Genomic DNA, 21,379 nt, shown 5'->3' on the forward strand with positions numbered 1-21,379 from the left:
CGCGCGCACCCGGGGCGCGGGCATCGCCCGTGCCGTCGCCGGCGGCGCCCGGGAGGCGCTCACCCGGCTCACCACGTCGATCGCAGTGGCCGAGGAGCGCCGCGACGCCGTCGCGCGGGAGCGCGCCGCCCGCGAGGCCGAGCTCCAGGAGGTACGCGGGGCAGCCAAGCGGCTCGGCGCGGAGCTGGAGCGGCTGACCAGCCAGGTGCACCGCGACGAGGTGGCCCGCGCGGAGCAGCGCCTGCGCATCGAGCAGTTGGAGGCGAAGGCCGCCGAGGACTTCGGACTGGACGTGGAGACGCTGGTCGCCGAGTACGGCCCCGCCCAGCCGGTGCCGCCCACCCAGGCGGACGTGGCACTCGCCGAGCGGGACGGTCTGCCGGTGCCCGAGCCGGTGCGCTACGAGCGGCCGGTGCAGGAGAAGCGGGCCGCCAAGGCGGAACGCGAACTGGCCCTGCTCGGCAAGGTCAACCCGTTGGCGCTGGAGGAGTTCGCCGCGCTGGAGGAGCGCTTCAAGTTCCTCTCCGAGCAGTTGGAGGACCTCAAGGCCACCCGGCGGGACCTGCTGACCGTCGTGAAGGACGTGGACGAGCGGATCCTGGAGGTCTTCGCCAGCGCGTTCGAGGACACGGCCCGGGAGTTCGAGCAGGTGTTCACGGTGCTCTTCCCCGGCGGCGAGGGTCGGCTGATCCTCACCGACCCCGAGGACCTGCTCACCACAGGCGTCGAGGTCGAGGCCAGACCGCCGGGTAAGAAGATCAAGCGCCTGTCGCTGCTCTCCGGTGGCGAGCGGTCGCTGACCGCGGTGGCCATGCTGGTGGCGATCTTCCGCGCCCGGCCCAGCCCGTTCTACATCATGGACGAGGTGGAGGCGGCCCTGGACGACGTGAACCTGGGCCGGCTGATCACGTTGCTGGCACAGTTGCGGGAGAAGAGCCAGCTGATCGTCATCACGCACCAGAAGCGGACGATGGAGATCGCCGACGCGCTCTACGGCGTGACCATGCGCAGCGGGGTCACCCAGGTGATCAGTCAACGGCTCAACCGGGCCGACGAGAACGAGCAGCGGCCCGGCCGCGGCGAGGAGAACGGGTAGTGGCTCGGGAACGCGCGACGGCGCTCCTGCTGGACTTCGACGGCGTACTGCGCCGGTGGGACCCGGCGGTGGCCGCCGGTGTCGAGCGGGAGTACGGCCTCTCCGAGGGGGTGCTCGGCGACATCGCCATGCAGTGGGGGCGGCTCCAGCCGGTGCTCACCGGCCAGGTCAGTCACGCCGCGTGGGTGAGCAGCGTGGCGGACGCCCTGACCGAGTCGGTGGGTAGTCCGGAACGGGCCCGTGCCGCGGTCCAGCAGTGGCAGAGCTACCGGGGAGAGGTCGACCAGGAGGTGCTGGCGTTCGTCCGGGAGGTCCGCGCGGCGGGCGTCCGGGTGGGGCTGGGCACCAACGCCACCGACCTGCTCGACACCGACCTGGCCGCGCTCGGCCTGGTCGGCGAGCTGGACGTGGTGGTCAACTCCTCCACGCTCGGGGTGCACAAGCCGACGCCGGAGTACTTCCAGGCCGCCTGCCAGGCGCTGGCCACCCCGCCGGCCCGGGTGCTCTTCGTCGACGACGAGGACTGGGCCGTGCGGGGCGCCCGGTCCGCCGGGCTGTCGGCGCACCGCTGGGGCGGTCACGCCGACCTGCGCTACCTGCGGGCCGCGCTCGCGTACTGAGCCGGGTGGATCACCCGAGCATCTGCTCGAGCCGGGCTCCGAGCCGCCCTTGAGCGTCGGCGTCACTACGTCGAGGTGCGCGCTTCACCGGTGACCACCCGCCTCAGCAGGTTGACGGTGGCCCGGGCCAGTCGCGGGTCGGCGAGCGCACGAGTCCAGCCCAGCGAGCCAGCGGCGAACACCCAGGCCCCGGACGTGGTCCGGTAGAGCTGGCTCTGCTGCCGCTGGGGTGCGCCGTCGCGCCGGAAGGGTGATTCGGCCAGCAGAGTGCGTTCCGCCGCCGGGGGCTCGGCGAAGCCGGGCATGCACTGGTCGGCCTCGCCCCACACGACCTCGGGAATCAGGTCGCCGTCCCGGACGCCCGTGCCCGCCCAGAACCAGTGTCGGCTGCCGCGGACCACCAGCGGGGCGTAGCCGTCCACCACGCTGACGTACTGCGCCCCGATGAACTGCTGCTCCGCGTGGCCCGCCGACCGCCACATGATGCCGAGCGGTAGCGGGCCGGACGCCGGCGTCTTCTCCTTGGCGCACCGGACCAAGCGGTCGTCGTGATCGTCCGCGCCGTAACCGATCCGCCAGTAGCAGTTGTTGGCGCCGAGGAAGACCAGGCTGGTGCCGCCGTCGCGGGCCGTGACGACCGCCTCGCGCATAGGTGTCGACCAGTACTCGTCGTGTCCCGGGAAGACGACCGCCCGGTGACGGGCCGGGTCCACCCGCCCGGTGTGCAGGTCCTCGCTGGTGGCGTATGCCACGTCGATTCCCTGACCTTCCACCCACTGAACGAACCCGATGTCGTGGTCGGCGAGCGCCGGGACGCCGTTGCCGGCGTACGGCCGGTCGTGGCTGACCGCCCGGGCCCGGTGCTTCGTGGTGATCTGCCCCGCGCTGTCGAAGCCGTAGTAGAGGCTGGCCCCCGTCCGCCCGTCCTCCGGCCAGCAGTTGTACGCCTGCCAGGTGCTGGTGGGCAGGACAACGAGAGCAGCGCGGGCGCGCCCAGGGTCGCGTACCACGAACGGGATCCACTGGTGATGGCCGGTGGCGCTGGCGAGCAGTGCCAGGTAGAGCCCGCTCGTCCAGTCCGGTGCCACGGTCGGACGCCACTGCGTGCGCCACCCGCATCGCACCGCGCCGGTCGCTGGGTCGACCGTCGGTGCGGCCTGGGGAGACCCGTCCAGCCACTGGCTGACCGCCACCTGCCGGGCTCCGCGACCGTCGTAGTGGCCGACCCGGAAGATGGTGATCCGGTACCGCTGAGGTCGGGCGACCGAGACCTGGAACCGCAGTTCCTCGCCGGGCGCGACGCTGGTCGCGTGGACGTAGCCGGCGATCTCGCCGCCCCTGTCCGTGGCGAACCGGTGCCCGGTCAGGCGGAATCCGCTGGCGCCCGGCCGGGCGTTCTCCACGACGACTGGCGGCGACCCGGCGGCGCGCAGCAGCGAGGTGGCCGGGCCCGGGCCGGTCGGATCACCCACGTAGTTGGGGTCGACACGCGGGGCGGTGGCGGCCGGCGGGCGGACCTGACAGCCCGAGTCCAGTATCACCGCCCCGACCGCCCCGAGCATGCCCAGCGTCGCTCTCCGGGTGTGCCTGATCTCGCCTCTGCCAACCATGGTCCCGCTCCCCGTGTACGCGGCCCGGTGATCCGCGCCGCGGCCGTAGAGGGGGCGTCGGTGGCGGGAACGGATCCGGCCACAACCCGTTCGGCAGGATGACGATTCAGGTCTGCGGCGCGTTGCAGAAGATCGTCAATGATGGAGGATCGGCGCCGGCGGGCAGCCGTTCGGTGGGCGTTGTCCGCCGAACGGGTTCACTCGCCGGTGGTGCCGTCGATGCGTTCCCGGATCAGGTCGGCGTGGCCGTTGTGCCGGGCGTACTCCTCGATCATGTGCACGTACACCCAGCGCAGGTTGAAGGTGCGCTTCTTCCCGCTGACCTCGACGAAGGTTTCGTCCAGGGAACGGCCGGCCGCGGCCTCGCGGGCCAGCGCCACCTCCCGGTGGAAGGTGGCGAAGTCCGCCTCGGCGTCCGCGGCGCTGACGTCGTGGTCGGCGTCCGGCGTCTCCGGCGTGAAGTACGGGTAGTCGACAGGCTGGCCGGCGAAGTTCTCCCGGAACCACCAGGCCTCCACCTCGGCGAGATGTCGGACCAGGCCGAGCAGGGTCAGGCCGGAGGGTTGCACGCTCGGCGTGCGCAACTGCTCCCCGGTCAGGCCGGCGCACTTGAGCAGCAGCGTCTGCCGGTGGTAGTCGAGCCAGCCGTCGAGCATGGTGCGCTCGTCGCCGACGTACGGTTCGGGGGTCCGGGTGATCTCCGGTGCTGTCCACGTCATGGCGGGCATCCTGCCCGGCACCCCTGACGGTCCGCGACGGGTTAATCAGGGCACCACGACGACGGGCCAGTGACCCTTGCGGACCAGCCGGGTGGCGACCGAGCCGACCAGCCGGTGACCGGCCTGCTCGGACGCACCCACGACCACCATGTCGGCCTGGAACTCGTCGGCCGCCGCGCACAGCTCGGCGAACGCGTCGCCGCGCCGGCACAGGAAGGTCACCGGGATGCCCAACTGCTCGGCCCCACGCCGGCACTCGCGGCGCAGCTCGTCGGCCAACTCGTCGTAGGTGCGCTGGACCGCGCCGGCGTCCATGCCGGGCACCAGCGCGGTGAGCCCGCTCGCCGAGCTGACGAAGACCACCACCAGGGCGGCGCCCTGCCGGCGGGCCAGCCCGGCGGCGTAGGCGCCGGCCCGCGCGGAGGTACGGGTGCCGTCCACCCCCACCATGACCACCCGCGGGCCGTCCGTGCCCCGTTCGAAGGGCAGCGGGCTGATCCGAGGGCCGTACTCCTCGCGGTCCGGCGCTCCCACGCTCATGGTTCTACCTCACCTCTGCTCGCCGGTCCGGACCGCGCCGGAGACGAGGTTCGATTCCCCGTCGGCCGCAGCGGAAACCGGGCTGCCGTTGTGCTGCCGCAGCGGCACTTCCTTGATGAAACTCACGGCGATCAGCGCGATCAGTGCGAAGGGAGCGGCGGCCAGGAAGATGTCGCCGGCGCCGTGGCCGTACGCGCCCTCCACCACCGCGCGCAGCGGACCGGGCAGGGTGTGCACGTCGGGCAGGGTACCGCCGCTGCCGGAGCTGGACGCCCGGATGCCGAGCTGGGACAGCCCGTCTGCGGTGTAGTCCTTGACCTTGTGGGCGAGCACCGCGCCGAGGGCCGAGACGCCGATCGCGCCGCCCAGACTGCGGAAGAACGCCACCACCGAGCTGGCGGCACCCAGCTCGTGCGGGCCGACGGTGTTCTGCACGGCGAGGACGAGGTTCTGCATGGTCAGGCCCAGGCCGACGCCGATCAGCACCATGTAGACGCTGAGCAGGGTGAAGCTGGTGTCCGCGCGCAGCGTGCCCATGAGCGCGAAGCCGACGGTGAGCAGCGCCGAGCCGAGCACCAGGAACCGCTTCCAGCGGCCGGTCCTCGTGATGATGCGTCCACCCACCGTCGAGGCGACCAGCAGGCCGAGGATCATCGGCAGGGTCATCAGGCCGGACATGGTCGGGCTCTCGCCCCGGCTGATCTGGAAGTACTGGCCGAGGAAGATCGACGCGCCGAACATGCCCACGCCCACCGCGATGCTGGCGACGACGGCGAGGCTGATCGTGCGGTTGCGGAACAGCCGCGGCGGGATCATCGGCTCGGCTGCCCGGGTCTCGACCCGGACGGCGAGCGCGCCGAGGAGCAGAGCGCCGAGGACCATGACGACTGTCTGCCAGGAGGCCCAGGCGAACTGGTCGCCGGCGAGGGAGACCCAGATCAGCAGCACCGACACGGCCGCGGTGATCAGGGTGGCGCCCCACCAGTCGATCTGCGCCTTGCGCTTGACCACCGGCAGTTTCAGGGTCTTCTGGAGCACCACCAGCGCGGCGATGGCGAACGGCACGCCGACGTAGAAGCACCAGCGCCAGCCGAGCCACGAGGTGTCGACGATGACGCCGCCGATCAGCGGTCCGCCGATGGTGCCGACGGCCATCACGGCGCCGAGGTAGCCGCTGTAGCGGCCCCGCTCGCGCGGCGCGATCATCGTCGCCATGATCACCTGGGCCAGGGCGGTGAGGCCGCCGGCGCCGACGCCCTGGAGCACCCGGCACGCGATCAGTTCGCCGGTGCCCTGCGCGGCGCCGGCCAGCACCGAGCCGAGGACGTAGATCGCCAGGGAGAGCTGGACCAGTGTCTTCTTACTGGTCAGGTCGGCGAGTTTGCCCCAGATGGGGGTGGTCGCGGTCGTCGCGAGCAGAGCCGACGTGACCACCCAGGTGTACGCGGACTGGCCGCCGTGCAACTCGGTGATGATGCGCGGCAGCGCGTTCGAGACGACCGTGGAGGAGAGAATCGCTACGAACATGCCCAGCAGCAGGCCGGAGAGAGCCTCCAGGATCTGCCGGTGGGTCATGTCGACGGCGGGCGCCCGTGACGCTGTCGCCTGGCTCATCGTTTACTGCCTCCGAGCGGAGTAGAGATGGTGGGCGGGCCGCAGGGCGGTCCCCGCCTGGGAGTTGCCTGAGGCAACCGTACGTTTGGTTGCCTCAAGCAACAACTGGGCGGGCGGCGACTGCATTCCCCGTCGTCGGAGATCATCTCCAGGATTCGTTGAACCGACCGAGCAGCCGGGCGAACTCCTCCACGTCCCGGGCCGGCCAGTCGTCCAGAGCACGCAGGAACTCGCCCAGACGGGCGGACCGGGCGACGTCGAACCGGCGCTGGCCCTCCTCGGTGAGGCTGATCTGCGCCGCCCGCCGGTCACTCGGGTCGGGGTCGCGGTGCACCAGACCGAGCGCCTCCAGCCCGTTGATCTGCCGGCTCAGCGTCCCCTTGCCTACGCCGAGCCGCGCCGCCAACTCGGTCAACCGGATCGATCCACTGCGCCGTAACCAGAGCAGCAGCCCGTACGTGTTCGGTTCGAGGGTCGGGTGCACCTCCCGGGCGATTTCCCACGAAACCGCCCGTCCCCGGCGCAGCAACGCGGTCAGCTCGTGCTCGACAGCCCGGATCGGCTCCGGCAGGTGCTCGTCCACGGGGAAGAGAGTACGGCGAGGCCCGGTCAGTCGTCGCCGGAGAGGCGGCGGCTCATCACCTGACGCAGGTGCCCGTCGCTCGTGGTGCCCTCGATCATCACCTCGGCCCGCCGACCCCGGTGGGTAAGGGTGGCGACGGCATTGCCGAAGTACGGACCGGCCAGCTTGCGCCAGCGCACCCCCGGGCGTCGGACACCCGCCGAGCGGGCCAGCGCCCGGGTGGCGCCCGCCGGCCCGGACGACCAGCCCAGCCGCATCAGCGGACGGATGCCGGCCGGCACCTGGTTGTGGATCGGTGAGCAGGTGAGCTGGTGCACCGGGGTCACCACCGCGGGATCGGCGAACCGGGCCCGGGCCACGTACGAGTGGTGCACGTCACCGGAGAGCACGCTGATCGACGCCGGTGGGGCGTACGCCGGCCCGGCGCCGACCCGGGCGCCGGACTGTCTCGGGGTGCCGGTGCCGATCCGGGCGAACGTCTCCCCGAGGGCCTCGAACGAACGCCGGAACGCCGCCCAGTGCTCCAGGTCGAGGGCCCGGCGCAGCTTCTCGGCCCCGCGGGCCACCCACGGCCGGCGCGAGTCGGCCAGCTTCTCGTTCCACGCCTCGATGTGATGGATGCCCTGGGGCAGCAGCCAGGGCAACGAGGCGCCCACCACCAGGTGGTCGTAGACGCCGTGCGCCTGGTCGAGGAACCACGACCACTCACCCGGCGGCAGCATCGCCCGGCTGCCCGGCTCGAGCACCCGACTGCACCGGTTGTCGAGCATGACCAGCCGGGTGCGCCCCAGGTCGATCGCGTAACTCCACTGGTACTGCACCGCGCGCCAGCGCTCGGTGTCGTGCGCCAGGTCGGACTCCTTGTCGACCCGGTGCCCGAACTCGCGCAGCACGCCGGTGGCGTCCTCCGCGGCGGCGACCTTGGCGAAGACCGGGTCGGCGGCGATCTCGTCCGGGGAGAGGTTGCCCAGGTGCTGGTAGACCCAGTACGAGGCCAGCCCGCTGCCGATCCGCTCGGCCCACCACGGTTGCTCACGCATCTCGGCACGCCACGACGCGGACGTGTTCCAGTCGTCGATGATCTCGTGGTCGTCGAAGATCATCACGCTCGGCACTGTCGAGAGCAGCCAGCGGATCTCCGGATCGCGCCACGACTCCAGATACAGCTTGGTGTACTCGTCGAAGCTCACCACCTGGTCGGCCGGAGCGCCCTTGGGCCGCCGCCGGCGCCGGCGCAGCAGCCGGCGCACGGTCGGCGAGGTCTCGTCGGCGTACACCTGGTCACCGAGGAGGACCAGCAGGTCGGGCAGCGGGTTCGACTCGGGGTCGGCCATCAGCCGCCGGGCGTACGCGTCCAGGGCGTCCGGCGGGAGCTTGCGGGTGGTGGCGTGCTGGGTGGTCTCCCGACAGGAGCCGAAGATCAGACTGACCGGCTGGTCCCGGTCGTCGACCGCACGGGTGCGGATCACGCTGGGTGGAAAGCCGCTGCTCTCCACCGGCCAGACCAGCTCGTCGTCGACCAGCACCTCGTAGGTCGTCGCGCTGTCCGGGGTGAGCCCCTCCACCACGACGAGGGCGTAGTGGTGGTCGTACGCCGAGAAGGTGGGTGCGGTGCCGGTGGCGCCGTCGGCCGTGCGAACGGTGACCACGGCGGGCGCGGCGGTCTCCACCCAGATCGTCGCCCGGGTGTCGACCACTCGCCGCAGAAGTGGGCCGATCAGGAGGTGTGCGGCGGGCATGCGGCGAGCCTACCGCCGGTTCGTGAGACCGGCCGGGTGCGGTGGCTGGGACGCCGTCGCCGGCATCTGACAGGATTCCGGCATGGCCGAATATCTCGTCCTCGCTCTGGTCCTGCTCGGTGTGCTGATCGCCGGCACAGTCGGGCTGGTCGTGCCGCGCTTGCGGCGGCGGCCCGAGCCCCCGCTTGCGCGCACCGAGGTCGACACCCGCGCCGAGGAGGATCTCGCCGGCCCGCCGGTCGAGGCCCCGGAGTCCGATCTGTCCACCGGTGTCCTGGTCGAGCCCCCACCGGTCATCGAGGCGCCCGCCCCGGCCGTGGAGGTGCCCGAGCCGACCGCCGGCCGCCTCGTCCGACTTCGCTCCCGGCTGTCGCGTTCGCAGAACGTCTTCGGCAAGGGCCTGCTCGGCCTGCTCGCCCGCGACCACCTCGACGAGGACGTCTGGGAGGAGATCGAGGACAGCCTGATCACCGCCGACGTCGGCGTCGACGCGACCCGCGACATCGTCGACCGGCTGCGCGAGCAGACCCGCGTGCTGGGCACCCGCTCGGCCGGTGAGCTGCGCGCGCTGCTCGCCGCCGAGCTGGTCAACGCCCTCGACCCGAGCATGGACCGTTCGCTGCGCACCGCCCCGAAGGACGGCGTGCCGGCGGTCGTGCTGGTCGTCGGCGTCAACGGCGCCGGCAAGACCACCACCTGCGGCAAGATCGCCCGGGTGCTGGTCGCCGACGGCCGGACCGTCCTGCTGGGCGCCGCCGACACCTTCCGGGCCGCCGCCGCCGACCAGCTGCAGACCTGGGGCGAACGGGTCGGTGCCGAGACCGTCCGCGGCCCGGAGGCGGCCGACCCGGCCAGCGTGGCGTTCGACGCGGTCCGCCGAGGTATCGACACCGGCGTGGACACCGTGCTCATCGACACCGCCGGCCGCCTGCAGAACAAGATCGGCCTGATGGACGAGCTGGGCAAGGTCAAGCGCGTGGTGGAGAAGCAGGGGCCCATCGACGAGACGCTGCTCATCCTCGACGCCACGACCGGCCAGAACGGTCTGGAGCAGGCCCGGGTCTTCACCGAGGTCGTCAACGTGACAGGCGTGGTGCTGACCAAGCTCGACGGCACCGCGAAGGGCGGCATCGTGATCGCCGTGCAGCGCAAACTCGGCATCCCGGTCAAGCTCGTCGGCCTCGGTGAGGGCAAGGACGATCTCGCTCCGTTCGACCCGGCGCAGTTCGTCGACGCGCTGCTGGGCACCGAGCCGGCCGCACGGGACGCGTAGTCTCGGGTGACCACTGACGATCGCGCGTACGCGGGCTGGCGCGACCCCGGCCACCCTTCGCAGCGCCTCGGGAGACCGTACGTGACTTCGCAGGAGATCCCGCTGCACGGCGGCAACGTGAGCACCGTCGTCCGGGTCGGTGACACGGTCCGTCGTAACGCCGGGCCGTGGACCCCGTCCGTGCACGCCCTGCTGCGCCACCTGGAGTACGTCGGGTTCACCGGCGCACCCCGGGCGCTCGGGATGGACGAGCGCAACCGGGAGGTGCTGTCGTACCTGGAGGGGGAGTGCGGGGAATACCCCCTCGCCCCGCACTGGGTGACCGACGAGGCGCTGGTCACCGTCGCGACCATGCTGCGGATGTTTCACGACGCGCAGTACGGCTTCGCCCCGCCGCCGGGGGCGGTCTGGCGCTCGTTCGGGCCGCCGCCGCCGGACACCGAGGTGATCTGCCACCACGACGCCGCGCCGCACAACGTCATCTGGCGGCCCGACGGCACACTCGGGCTGATCGACTTCGACCTCGCCTCGCCCGGCGCCCGCATCTACGACGTGGCGTACGCCGCCTGGACGTGGGTGCCGATCTTCGCCGACCGGGACTCGATCACCCTGGGCTGGAAGCATCCCGACCGGCCGCGCCGGCTGCGCCTCTTTGCCGACGCGTACGGGTTGATCCCGCGCGACCGGCACCGGCTGATCCGCACCATCCGCAAGCGGATCGTCGACCACGTCGAGGGCATCCGCCGGATGGCCGCCGCCGGTGAGCCGGCGTTCGTGCGGATCGTGCACAAGGGGCACCTGCGGCGGCCGATGCGCGACCTGCGGCTGCTCGACTACGAGCGGCACGCCCTGGAGAACGCCCTCCGCTGAGCGCCGATCCGGCGCTGCTCGGCCGGTCCCGGTGAGCGGGCCGGTCGATGGGGCTGACCGGTCAGCCATCGACGCCCGCCGTCCGGGCGATCCACCACCGTCCATGCCGCGTACTGTGCGGACTCCGTGACACGTACGAAACAACCCGTCACGAAACGGAAACCCGCACGGGACCCTGGGTGAAACAGCCGGCCGCGAGGCTTCCGCGCAACCGGCCTACGGGCGACGCTGCCCCGGAAAGCCGCGAAGGAGGACTTCACCTTTTAGGAGGCCAGCGTGCCTGAAGCACCGACGATCGACGGCGCCAATACCACGTGGCTGCTGGTTTCGACCGCGCTCGTGCTGCTCATGACCCCCGGACTGGCGCTGTTCTACGGCGGCCTCAACCGGGCCAAGGGCGTACTCAACATGATGATGATGAGCTTCTCGGCCATCGGGCTCATCTCTGTTCTGTGGTGGTTCTACGGCTTCAGCGTCGCCTTCGGGACCGACGTGAACGGCTTCTGGGGTGACCCGGGCGCGTACCTCGGCACCAAGACGTTCCTCGCCGAGACCGACCTGTGGGGCGCCACGACGGAAAACCCCAGCGGCATCGGGATTCCGCTCTACGTGTTCATGGCCTTCCAGATGGTCTTCGCGGTGATCACCGTCGCGCTGATCAGCGGCGCCATCGCCGACCGGGCCAAGTTCGCCGGCTGGCTGCTGTTCGCGTTCGGCTGGGCCACGCTCGTCTACTTCCCGGTCGCCCACTGGGTGTGGGGCGGCGGCATCATCGGCGGTGACATCCACGCGCTGGACTTCGCCGGTGGCACCGCGGTGCACATCAACGCCGGTGCGGCGGCCCTGGCCGTGGCGCTGGTGCTCGGCAAGCGGCTCGGCTGGCCCCGCGAGGGCATGAAGCCGCACAACATCCCGCTGGTCGCGCTCGGCGCCGGTCTGCTGTGGTTCGGGTGGTTCGGGTTCAACGCCGGCTCGGAGCTGACCGTCGACTCGGTCGCCGGTCTCGCCTTCATCAACACGCAGCTCGCCACCGCCGCCGCGGTGCTCGGCTGGATCGCTGTCGAGTGGGTCAAGGACCGCAAGCCGACAATGGTCGGCGCGTCGTCCGGCGCGGTCGCCGGCCTGGTCGCGATCACCCCGGCCTGTGGTTTCATCGCCCCGTGGGCGTCCGTCCTGCTCGGCATCGTCGCCGGGGTCGTGTGCGCGCTCGCGGTCAGCCTCAAGTACCGGCTCGGCTACGACGACTCCCTCGACGTGGTCGGCGTGCACTTCGTCGGTGGCTGGATCGGGTCGCTCTGGCTCGGCCTGTTCGCCACCAACTCGGTAAACGCCGCGATCAGCGACGTGGTGGGCGCCTCCGACGGCCTCTTCTACGGCGGCGGCGCGACCCAGCTCGGTCGGCAGGCCCTCGCCGGCCTGATCGTCACCGCCTGGTCGTTCGGCATCGCCTGGGTGCTCGCCTTCGTCATCGAGAAGACGATCGGCTTCCGCGTCAAGGGTGAGGCCGAGGTCGAGGGCATCGACATCGCCGAGCACGCCGAGAGCAGCTACGACCTGTCCCCGGCCGGCGGCGGCACGGGCAGCGCGTTCGCGATGGCCGGCATCGGCACCCCTGGTGGCGCAGCGCCGAGCGGCGCCGCGCCGGAGGCGGAGTCCACCGAGCCGGTCAGCGCCAAGGTCGCCGGTTAACGTTCCTTAGATGGAGGGGTTGGACATGAAGCTGGTGACCGCGGTCATCAAGCCGTACCAGCTGGACGCGGTGAAGGAGGCTCTGCACGCCCTGGGCGTGGCCGGGCTGACCGTCAGCGAGGTTCAGGGGTACGGACGGCAGAAGGGGCACACGGAGGTCTACCGGGGTGCCGAGTACACGGTCGAGTTCCTGCCCAAGATCCGGGTCGAGGTGCTCACCGACGAGATCGACGTGGAAAAGATCGTGGACGCCATCGTCGGCGCCGCCCGTACGGGCAAGATCGGCGACGGCAAGGTGTGGGTCACCGGTGTCGAGGAGGTCGTCCGGGTGCGTACCGGCGAACGCGGCCTCGACGCCCTCTGATCCGGGCCACGACGACATGACCTCGTTGATCAGGAAGAACGCGTCAGGGCACGCCGGGAACGGCGACGCGAACCTCTTGATCAACGAGGTCGTCGGCGTACCCGGGGGGATCGGGGAGCCCGCCCGCCGGGCGCGCGCGGCCGCGTACGACGAGTTTCTGCGCGGGTTGCTGCCCGCGCGCGACGGGGTCGCGCTGATGGCGGTCGGCGGGTTGGGGCGGCGGCAGTGCGCCCCCTACGGCGACCTCGACCTGGTGCTGCTGCACGCCGGGGTGCCCGGCACCGACGAACTGGCCGCCTCGGTCTGGTACCCGATCTGGGACGCCGGCCTGCGCCTGGACCACTCGGTGCGGACCGTCTCCGAGGCGCTGTCGGTGGCCCAGGACGACGTCAAGGTCGCCCTCGGGCTGCTCGACGCCCGCCTGGTGGTCGGCGACCAGGCGCTCGCCGACGCCCTGATCCGCACCGCCGCCGATCACTGGCGGCGTACCGCCGTCCGTCAGCTGCCGGGCCTGCGGGAGGTCACCGCCGCCCGCTGGCAGGCGCACGGCGAGCTGGCCTTCCTCCTCGAAGGCGACCTGAAGGAGGCCGCCGGCGGCCTGCGCGACGTGGGGCTGTTGCGCGCCATCTCCGCCGCCGGGATCACCGACGCGCTACGCCCCGCCGTCCGCGCCGCCCACCTGCGCCTGCTGGACACCCGCGACGCCCTGCACCAGCAGGTCGGTCGCCGGGTCGACCGGCTGGTCGCCCAGGAACGCGACGGCGTCGCCGCGCTGCTCGCTCTGGAGGACGGCGACGCCCTCCTGCGTCGGGTGGCCGGGGACGCGCGCACGGTCAGCCACGCCCTCGACGACGCCTTCCGCGCCGCCGACCGGCTGCGCTCCGGCCGCTCCCGGGGCGGGAACGGCAGTCCCGTCCGCCGGCCCGTGGCCCGGGACGTGGTCGAGCACGACGGCGAGCTGGTGCTGGCCCGTACGGCGATCGGCGCGCGCCCCGACCCGAGCCTGTCGCTGCGGGTCGCCGCCGCGGCGGCCACCACCCGCTTGCCGATCGCGCGGGCCACCTGCGAGTGGCTGGCGGCGTACTGCCCCCCGCTGCCCTCGCCCTGGCCGCCCGAGGCCCGGGCCGCGCTGACCACGCTGCTGGGCGCCGGTCCCGGCCTGGTGCCAGCCTGGGAGACCTGCGACAGGTACGGGCTGGTGGACGGCTGGCTGCCCGAGTGGACCAGGCTGCGCAGCCTGCCCCAGCACAACCCGGTGCACCGCTACACCCTGGACCGGCATCTCGTGCAGGCCGCCCACGAGGCCAGCCGGCACGCCCGCGAGGTGGACCGCCCCGACCTGCTGCTGCTCGGCGCCCTGCTGCACGACATCGGCAAGGGCCTGCCCGGTGACCACAGCACCGTCGGGGTGCCGCTCGCCGAGACGGTGGCGACCCGGGTCGGGCTGCCGGCCGCGGAGGTCGAGCTGATCGGCACGCTGGTCCGGCTGCACCTGCTCCTGCCCGACGTGGCCACCCGCCGGGACCTCGCCGACCCGGTCACGATCGCGTCGGTAGCCGAGGCGGTGGGCGACACCGGCACGCTCGACCTGCTGCACGCGCTGGTCCGCGCGGACGCCGCGGCCACCGGCCCGGCCGCCTGGTCGGACTGGAAGGGACGACTGGTCGCCGAACTGGTCGCCCGCGTCCGCACCGCCCTGGACACCGGCGTGCTGCCCGAGCCACCCGCGCCGGATCCGGCGCTACTGGCCGGGCCGTTGCCGGTCGTGCACCTCACCGGGGACCGGGTGGCGGTGGCCGCCGCCGACCGGCGCGGACTGCTCGCCACGGTGGCCGGCTGCCTCGCCCTGCACCGGCTGGAGGTGCTCTCCGCCGACGCCTCGGTGGTCGACGGCCGGGCCCTGGTCGAGTGCCGCGTGCAACCCCGCTACGGCCTGCCGGCCGATCCCGTCCCGCTGCGCGCCGACCTGCGCCGGGCGGTCGCCGGCGACGTGTCCGTCACCCAACGGCTGCGCGGCCGTGCGCTCGCCGCCCGGGGCAGCGGCGCCGCTCCCCGGGTCGTCTGGCACCGTGAGGCCGCCACCGACGCCGTGCTGCTCGAACTGCGCGCGGCCGACGCCGCCGGGCTGCTCTACCGGGTCGCCTGCGCGCTCGACGAGGCGGGAGCCCTGGTCCGCGCCGCGCCATCTCCACCCTCGGCGCGGACGTGGTCGACGCCTTCTACCTGGTGGGTGGCTGGCCCGACGACGCCACCCGGGCCCGCCTGGAGGCCGCCGTCCTCGCCGCCGTCTGATCAGCGGGCGTCGCCGTGCAGCGGCCAGCGTCGCCAGCGCTCGCCCACGCCGGCCGTCGTGGGCAGCCTGCGCCGGCGGTCGTGGGCCTGCGCCGGTCGTCGGGGGCCTGCGCCGGTCGTCGGGGCCTCCCGGTCGTCGGCGGGGGCCCTTTCGGAGCCTCGGGGACGCTCGCGGCCCGCATCTGCTTCTGCGCGGCTGATGACTCAGTGGCATCAAGATGCCTCAGAGTCATCACGCTTACTGCGGTGCCCGCCGCCAGACCCCGACCGCCAGACACCGCGCCCTCAGACACCGCCGGTCCCTCAGACGGCTGCGCCGTCGTCGCGCCACCGCCGTCGGCGTCTTCGTCGGCGGCCGTCGGCATCTGTGCGTCGTCGGTGAGGAGGGCATGTCCGCGGCTAGGGCCGGGTTGGCGTAAGCGGGGTGAGGTCGTGGGTACGTCCCGGGACGTAGCTGCGATGCCGCTCCCGGACGCACGCCTGGTGGGGTCGCCGAAGGCAGAATGACGACCATGCGAGAGACCAGGTGGCAGGGGGCGGCGGCCGACGCCCCTCTCGCCCTGGCGCTGCTCGTGTTCGGGTTGCTCGCCACCGGTCTGGCCGGGGACAACCAACCCGGGTCCCGGCCGGTGGATGTCGTCTGTCGGGCACTGATCGTGGTCGCTGCGCTCGCCCTGCTGCTCCGGCGGCGAGCCCCGGTGGCGACCCTCGCCGTGGTCACCGTGGCCACCTCGACGTACCTGGTACTCGGCTATCCGTACGGGCCGATTCTGCTCGCGTTCCTGCTCGCGGTGTACACCGTGGCGGTGCGACTGCCGGTGCGTCCGGCGGCGCTCGCCGCCGGTGGCGCGTTCGTCCTGCTGGTGGCGCACGTCTTCGTCAGTCGGGGGCCGGCGCCGGGTTGGTTCGGAGTGCTGCCGGCGTCGGCCTGGGTGGTCGTACCGTTCGCGGTGGGTGTAGTGGTGCGGGTCAGCCGGGAGGCGGCCGCCCGGATCCGAGCCGAGGAGGCCCGTGAGCGTGCCGAGCAGGGTCGGCGGCAGGCCGACGAGGAGCGGCTGCGCATCGCCCAGGAGGTACACGACGTGGTGGGGCACGGGCTGGCCGCGATCAGCATGCAGGCGGAGATCGCCCTGCACCTGCTGCCGAAACGGCCGGAGCAGGCGGAGATCGCGCTGACCGCGATCAGCCGTACCAGCCGGGAGGCGCTGGACGAGCTTCGGGTCACGTTGGGCGCGGTGCGGCGGGGCGCGGAGCGGGAACCCGTGCCCGGTCTGGCGCGGCTCCCCGCGCTGCGCGACCGCCTGGCGGGCGCCGGCCTCGCCGTCGACCTGCGCCTGGACGGTGACCCGAGGGAGGTGCCGGCGGCGGTGGACCTGGCCGCGTACCGGGTGGTGCAGGAAGCGTTGACGAACGTGCTGCGGCACGCCGGGGTGGCGCGTGCCGAGGTGACCGTGGGCTACCAGGCCGACGAGGTGACCGTCGAGGTCACCGACCAGGGCGTCGGCGTTCCCGGCTGGCGCGACGCGGCCGGCGATGCTGGCGGCCCCGAACCGGTCGACGGCCAGTCCGGCGGGCACGGGCTGGCCGGCATGCGGGAGCGCGTGACGGCGTTGGGCGGGCGGCTGACCGTGGGACCGCGTCCAGCGGGCGGGTTCCGCGTCTGGGCCCGGCTGCCCGTGGAGCCGCCCGCGTGATCCGGGTGCTGATCGCCGACGACCAGGACCTGGTCCGACTCGGGCTGCGCGCGCTGGTGGAGAGCGAGGACGACCTTGCGCTCGCCGGAGAGGCGGCCGACGGGCTGCGGGCGGTGGAGCTGGCCCGCCAGGTGCGGCCGGACGTGGTGCTGATGGACATCCGGATGCCGGGCATCGACGGGATCGAGGCGACCCGCCGGATCGTCGCCGACCCCGAGCTGACCGGCACGCGCGTGGTGGTGCTCACCACCTTCGAGCTGGACGAGTACGTCTTCGACGCGCTGCGGCACGGCGCGAGCGGGTTCCTCACCAAGGACACCCGGCCGCCGGAGCTGCTGCGCGCCATCCGCCTGGTCGCCGAGGGGGAGGCGCTGCTGTCGCCGTCGGTGACCCGGCGGGTGGTGCGGGAGTTCGCCACCCGGCCGTCGAGGGCACCCCGGCCGCACCCGCGGCTGGACACCCTCACCGACCGGGAACGCCAGGTCGTCGGCCTGGTCGGGGAGGGCCTGAACAACGAGGAGATCGCCGCCCGGCTGGTGGTGAGCCCAGCGACCGCGCGGACCCACGTCAGCCGGGCCATGGGCAAGCTGGGAGCCCGGGACCGGGCCCAGCTCGTCGTCTTCGCGTACCAATCGGGCTTGGTCTCGGGGTGAGGCCGGGCCGCCAGCGGTCGTGCGGCGGGGCGGCTACCCTAGCGGTGGCCGGACTCCGCAGTGCCGGCCGCGTTGTGCCCGCCGGAACACTGACAAACGGGATGTTCGCGTGTTTGACACCTTGAGTGACCGCCTGTCCGGGATCTTCACCAAGCTCCGCGGCAAGGGACGGCTCACCGACGCCGACATCGACGCCACCGCGCGCGAGATCCGCCTCGCGCTGCTGGAGGCGGACGTCGCGCTGCCGGTGGTCAAGGGCTTCATCGCGGCCGTCAAGGAGCGGGCTCGCAGCGCCGAGGTCTCCCAGGCGCTCAACCCGGCCCAGCAGATCATCAAGATCGTCAACGAAGAGCTGATCAACGTGCTCGGCGGCGAGGGTCGGCGGCTCCAGTTCGCCAAGCAGCCGCCCACGGTGATCATGCTGGCCGGCCTCCAGGGTTCCGGTAAGACCACCCTCGCCGGCAAGCTGGCCCGCTGGCTCAAGGGCCAGGGACACCAGCCGCTGCTGGTCGCCGCCGACCTCCAGCGCCCCAACGCCGTCGGGCAGCTCCAGGTGCTCGGTGGCCGGGCCGGCGTCGAGGTGTACGCCCCGGAGCCCGGCAACGGCACCGGCGACCCGGTGCAGGTGGCCCGCGCCTCGATCGAGCACGCGAAGCGCGCCGCCCGCGACATCGTCATCGTCGACACCGCCGGCCGACTCGGCATCGACGCCGAGATGATGCAGCAGGCCGCCGACATCCGCGACGCCGTCTCACCCGACGAGGTCATCTTCGTCATCGACGCGATGGTCGGTCAGGACGCCGTCCGCACCGCCGAGGCGTTCCGCGACGGCGTCGGCATCACCGGCGTGGTGCTCTCCAAGCTCGACGGCGACGCCCGTGGTGGCGCCGCGCTCTCCGTGCGCGAGGTGACCGGGCAGCCCATCCTGTTCGCGTCCACCGGCGAGAAGCTGGAGGACTTCGACGTCTTCCACCCCGACCGGATGGCCAGCCGGATCCTCGGCATGGGCGACGTCCTCACTCTGATCGAGCAGGCCGAGCAGGCCTTCGACTCGGATCAGAAGGAGAAGATGACCGCCAAGCTGATGGGCGGCGAGCAGTTCACGCTCGACGACTTCCTCGACCAGCTCATCGCGGTGCGGCGGATGGGCCCGATCGCCAACGTGCTGGCCATGATGCCGGGCATGGGGCAGATGAAGGACCAGCTCGCCGAGCTGGACGACAGCCACTTCGACCGGGTCACCGCGATCATCCGGTCGATGACCCCGGGCGAGCGCACCAACCCGAAGATCATCAACGGTTCCCGCCGGGCGCGCATCGCCAACGGCTCCGGGGTCACCGTGATGGACGTCAACCAGCTGCTCAACCGCTTCGCCGACGCGCAGAAGATGATGAAGCAGATGGGCGGCATGATGGGCCTGCCCGGTGGTGGCCGCCGCAAGGCGACGAAGTCCCCCAAGAACAAGCGCAAGGGCACCAAGGGCGGCGGTCGTCCGCGTACGGGCGCCGGCGCCGGGCTCCCGGGCGGTTTCCCGGGTGGCATGCCGCAGCTCCCGCCGGGGATGGACCCGAACGACCTCGCGGGCGGCCAGGGCCTCCCGCCCGGCTTCAAGCTCCCGAAGATCGACTTCAACAAGCTCGGCAAGGGCGGCGACAAGGGGCCGCGCTGACGCGTGTCGGTGACGGCGGGCGACGTGGGAGGTCTCGGTGGACGTGGCCGGCCCTGACCGCTCGGAGGAACGACCTGCTCGTCGCCGAGGAGGCCTGATCGGGTAGGACTGTGCGCATGGCTCTTCATGTGCGCGGTGTGCTGCTCCCCGACGACGAGGTCCGGGATCTCTGGCTGGTCGGCGACCGGGTCACCTTCACCCCGGTGCCCGGTGCGGAGACGGTGGTCGACGGCGGGTTCGTCCTTCCGGGGCTGGTCGACGCGCACTGCCACATCGGCATCGCCCGCGGTGGCGCCCCGATCACGTCCCTCGACCAGGCCCGCGAGCTGGCCCACGTCGACCGGGACGCCGGGGTGCTGGCGATCCGGGACGCCGGGTCGCCGTACCCGTACCCCGAACTCGACGACGAACCGGACCTGCCGCGGCTGGCCCGCGCCGGCCGGCACGTCGCGCCCCCGAAGCGCTACCTGCGCGACATCGGCGTCGAGGTCGGCGCGGCCGAGGTGGCCGCGACGGTGGCCGCGCAGGCCCGAGCCGGCAACGGCTGGGTGAAGCTGGTCGGCGACTGGATCGACCGGGGCGTGGGCGACCTCGCGCCAGCCTGGGACGCCGACACCCTCACCGCCGCCGTACGGGCCGCGCACGACGCCGGGGTACGCGCCGCGGTGCACACCTTCTCCGAATCGGCCGTCGAGATCATGGTGCGGGCCGGGGTGGACTCGGTGGAGCACGGCACCGGGCTGAGCCTCGACCTGATCGACGAGATGGCCCGTCAGGGCACCGCGCTGGTCCCCACAATGATCAACATCGCCACCTTCGGGGGCATCGCCGAGCAGGCGCGGGCCAAGTTCCCCGGCTATGCCGAGCACATGCTCGCGCTGCGCGACCGCTTCCCGGAGGTGGTGCGCGCCGCACACGAGGCAGGCGTGCCGATCTACGTGGGCACCGACGCCGGTGGTGGCATCGACCACGGCCTGGCCGCCGAGGAGATGCTGCTGCTGCACGAGCGCGCCGGCATGGCACCGATCGACGTGCTCGCCGCCGCATCCTGGGGCGCCCGGGAGTGGCTCGGCTTCCCCGGCCTGGTCGAGGGCGGCCTCGCCGACCTGACCGTCTACCCCGAAGACCCCCGCCACGACCTCCGCGTCGTCCGTGCCCCGTCCCGCACGATCCTGCGCGGCCGAGTCCTCCGCTGACCCCGCGCCGGCCCCGCTGGGCCGCGCTGACCCCGCGCCGGCCGCGCCAGCCGAGCTGGGTCGCGCCGCGTCACGTCACCCGCCTCGCGCTGGGCCGCCTCGCGCTGGGCCGCCTCGCGCTGGGCCGCGCCGCACCGCCGCAAGATCGTGCTGGATCCAGGAAGTAGTGGCCTCGGCGTTGTGGGGATGCCACTGGAACCAGGATCGAGCACGATCTTGTCGGGCGGAGGGGGCGACGAGGGAAGATCCACGCAACTTCCCTGATGTTGCTGCCTCACGCTCGCCGGAGGCAGCAACATCACTGATGTTGTGCGGATCTTGGCGTGGGGCGTGGGGCGTGGGGCGTGGGGCATGGGCGTGGCAGGCCGGGGAGGTGCGTGCGGGCGCGACGGTCCGCTTACGACGACGTGGGAGCGTCAGCGGGGCGGGCGGGTGGTCGCGGCGGCGGCGAAGAGGTGCACGGCCAGGTCGGCCAGGGCCGTGGCGGTCTGGTCGATCGGGGATCGGGGGAGCACGATGTGGCTCACCACCAGACGGACGATCGTGTCTGCGGCGAATGCCAACGCTGCCTGGTCCGCTCCCGGCAGGTGGTCGCCGGCCCACTCGATCAGCGCGCCGGACGCCTCGGTGAGGACCACCTCGGCCCTGGTGGTGAGGTACGGAAGCAGTTCGTCCGAGCCGCCCCGGGCGCTGGTGAGGATGGCCTTGACCAGCGGGTTGTCGGCCGCCGTGGCGAGGGTGTGGGCGATCGCGGCGTACGCGCCGGCCCGTACGTCGGCACCGTGCGCGAGCAGCGCCTCCCGGACGTCGCCGACGAACCGGTCGACCTCGCGTCGGGCGAGCGCCTCGGCGAGGCCCGCCTTGCTGCCAAACTCGTTGTAGACGGTCTGCCGACTGACCCCCGCCGTGGTGGCCACGCCGCCCATGCGGACCGCGTCCCAGCCGGCGGCGATGGTCCGTGCGCGGGCGGCGTCCACGATCGTGTCCCGCAGTCGCTGGCGTGGTGAGTCGGTCGCAGTCATGGTGGTCGAATTCTACGGGCGGGCCGCCGCCCCGCCCAGCGCCCGCTGCCCGCCCCGCGAAGGGCAGGCCACTACCCGGCCCAGCGCCCGCTGCGCTACCCCGCCCAGCGCCCGCTGCCCGCCCCTGCCCAGCGCC

At 72.7% G+C, this 21,379-nt stretch carries 16 protein-coding genes and 2 pseudogenes; 11 read left to right on the top strand and 7 right to left on the bottom strand.

From position 1 onward, the window contains the following. Together B0E54_RS29125 and B0E54_RS29130 are read left to right on the top strand one after the other, a co-directional pair. Nucleotides 1–1,096: pseudogene (locus B0E54_RS29125) on the top strand (AAA family ATPase); the annotation flags it as partial. Further along, on the top strand, nucleotides 1,096–1,716 hold the full coding sequence (locus B0E54_RS29130) for an HAD family hydrolase (protein ID WP_234590090.1): 621 nt from the start codon (nucleotides 1,096–1,098) through the stop codon (nucleotides 1,714–1,716). The pseudogene B0E54_RS29125 and the gene B0E54_RS29130, both read left to right, overlap by 1 nt. A 65-nt stretch (nucleotides 1,717–1,781) precedes the next feature. Here the strand turns inward: B0E54_RS29130 and B0E54_RS29135 are convergent, their stop codons facing one another. The 6 genes from B0E54_RS29135 to B0E54_RS29160 form a co-directional block, all read right to left on the bottom strand. Next, on the bottom strand, nucleotides 1,782–3,326 hold the full coding sequence (locus tag B0E54_RS29135) for a N,N-dimethylformamidase beta subunit family domain-containing protein (RefSeq protein ID WP_234590092.1): 1,545 nt from the start codon (nucleotides 3,324–3,326) through the stop codon (nucleotides 1,782–1,784). A 197-nt stretch (nucleotides 3,327–3,523) separates the two neighbouring features. Next, complete coding sequence (locus B0E54_RS29140; RefSeq protein WP_234590094.1) at nucleotides 3,524–4,045, bottom strand: DinB family protein; 522 nt, start codon at nucleotides 4,043–4,045, stop codon at nucleotides 3,524–3,526. Between the two features lie 45 nt (nucleotides 4,046–4,090). After that, a complete protein-coding gene (locus tag B0E54_RS29145; RefSeq protein WP_234590097.1) occupies nucleotides 4,091–4,585 on the bottom strand; it encodes a universal stress protein in 495 nt (164 codons plus the stop codon). Nucleotides 4,586–4,594: 9 nt separating this feature from the next. Then, complete coding sequence (locus B0E54_RS29150; RefSeq protein WP_234590099.1) at nucleotides 4,595–6,199, bottom strand: MDR family MFS transporter; 1,605 nt, start codon at nucleotides 6,197–6,199, stop codon at nucleotides 4,595–4,597. 142 nt (nucleotides 6,200–6,341) lie between these two features. After that, entirely contained in the window at nucleotides 6,342–6,782 is a 441-nt protein-coding gene (locus B0E54_RS29155) for a MarR family winged helix-turn-helix transcriptional regulator (protein WP_234590111.1), read from the bottom strand. Between the two features lie 26 nt (nucleotides 6,783–6,808). Then, a complete protein-coding gene (locus B0E54_RS29160) occupies nucleotides 6,809–8,521 on the bottom strand; it encodes an alkaline phosphatase D family protein (RefSeq protein ID WP_234590114.1) in 1,713 nt (570 codons plus the stop codon). 82 nt (nucleotides 8,522–8,603) lie between these two features. Between B0E54_RS29160 and ftsY the strand changes: the two genes are divergently transcribed. From ftsY to B0E54_RS29205, 9 genes and pseudogenes are all read left to right on the top strand, one after another. Then, the gene (gene ftsY, locus B0E54_RS29165; RefSeq protein ID WP_234590127.1) at nucleotides 8,604–9,794 is read left to right on the top strand and encodes a signal recognition particle-docking protein FtsY; all 1,191 of its coding nucleotides are present in this window, start codon (nucleotides 8,604–8,606) and stop codon (nucleotides 9,792–9,794) included. Nucleotides 9,795–9,800: 6 nt separating this feature from the next. Beyond that, the gene (locus B0E54_RS29170) at nucleotides 9,801–10,664 is read left to right on the top strand and encodes an aminoglycoside phosphotransferase family protein (protein WP_234590129.1); all 864 of its coding nucleotides are present in this window, start codon (nucleotides 9,801–9,803) and stop codon (nucleotides 10,662–10,664) included. 276 nt (nucleotides 10,665–10,940) lie between these two features. Then, nucleotides 10,941–12,353 (top strand): ammonium transporter, encoded by a 1,413-nt coding sequence (locus tag B0E54_RS29175; protein ID WP_234590132.1) that lies wholly within the window; start codon nucleotides 10,941–10,943, stop codon nucleotides 12,351–12,353. Nucleotides 12,354–12,378: 25 nt separating this feature from the next. Continuing rightward, nucleotides 12,379–12,717: a P-II family nitrogen regulator gene (locus B0E54_RS29180; protein ID WP_007456507.1), complete on the top strand. Its 339-nt coding sequence runs from the start codon at nucleotides 12,379–12,381 to the stop codon at nucleotides 12,715–12,717. Between the two features lie 16 nt (nucleotides 12,718–12,733). After that, a pseudogene (locus B0E54_RS29185) lies at nucleotides 12,734–15,009 on the top strand ([protein-PII] uridylyltransferase). A gap of 512 nt (nucleotides 15,010–15,521) precedes the next feature. Beyond that, nucleotides 15,522–16,703: a sensor histidine kinase gene (locus B0E54_RS29190; protein WP_234590134.1), complete on the top strand. Its 1,182-nt coding sequence runs from the start codon at nucleotides 15,522–15,524 to the stop codon at nucleotides 16,701–16,703. Next, nucleotides 16,700–17,356 (top strand): response regulator transcription factor, encoded by a 657-nt coding sequence (locus B0E54_RS29195; protein WP_234590136.1) that lies wholly within the window; start codon nucleotides 16,700–16,702, stop codon nucleotides 17,354–17,356. The genes B0E54_RS29190 and B0E54_RS29195 overlap by 4 nt, the downstream gene beginning before the upstream one ends. A 109-nt stretch (nucleotides 17,357–17,465) precedes the next feature. Continuing rightward, the gene (gene ffh, locus B0E54_RS29200) at nucleotides 17,466–19,025 is read left to right on the top strand and encodes a signal recognition particle protein (RefSeq protein ID WP_234590138.1); all 1,560 of its coding nucleotides are present in this window, start codon (nucleotides 17,466–17,468) and stop codon (nucleotides 19,023–19,025) included. A 116-nt stretch (nucleotides 19,026–19,141) separates the two neighbouring features. After that, nucleotides 19,142–20,221, top strand: a complete 1,080-nt coding sequence (locus B0E54_RS29205) for an amidohydrolase family protein (RefSeq protein ID WP_234590171.1) — start codon at nucleotides 19,142–19,144, stop codon at nucleotides 20,219–20,221. Between the two features lie 416 nt (nucleotides 20,222–20,637). On the opposite strand, the gene B0E54_RS29210 is transcribed toward B0E54_RS29205, so the two are convergent. Continuing rightward, nucleotides 20,638–21,243, bottom strand: coding sequence for a TetR/AcrR family transcriptional regulator (locus B0E54_RS29210; RefSeq protein WP_234590173.1), 606 nt, complete (start codon nucleotides 21,241–21,243; stop codon nucleotides 20,638–20,640). Between the last annotated feature and the right edge of the window lie 136 nt (nucleotides 21,244–21,379).

Origin of the sequence: Micromonospora sp. MH99 (assembly GCF_021442385.1) — a bacterium.
Taxonomy (GTDB): Bacteria; Actinomycetota; Actinomycetes; order Mycobacteriales; family Micromonosporaceae; genus Micromonospora.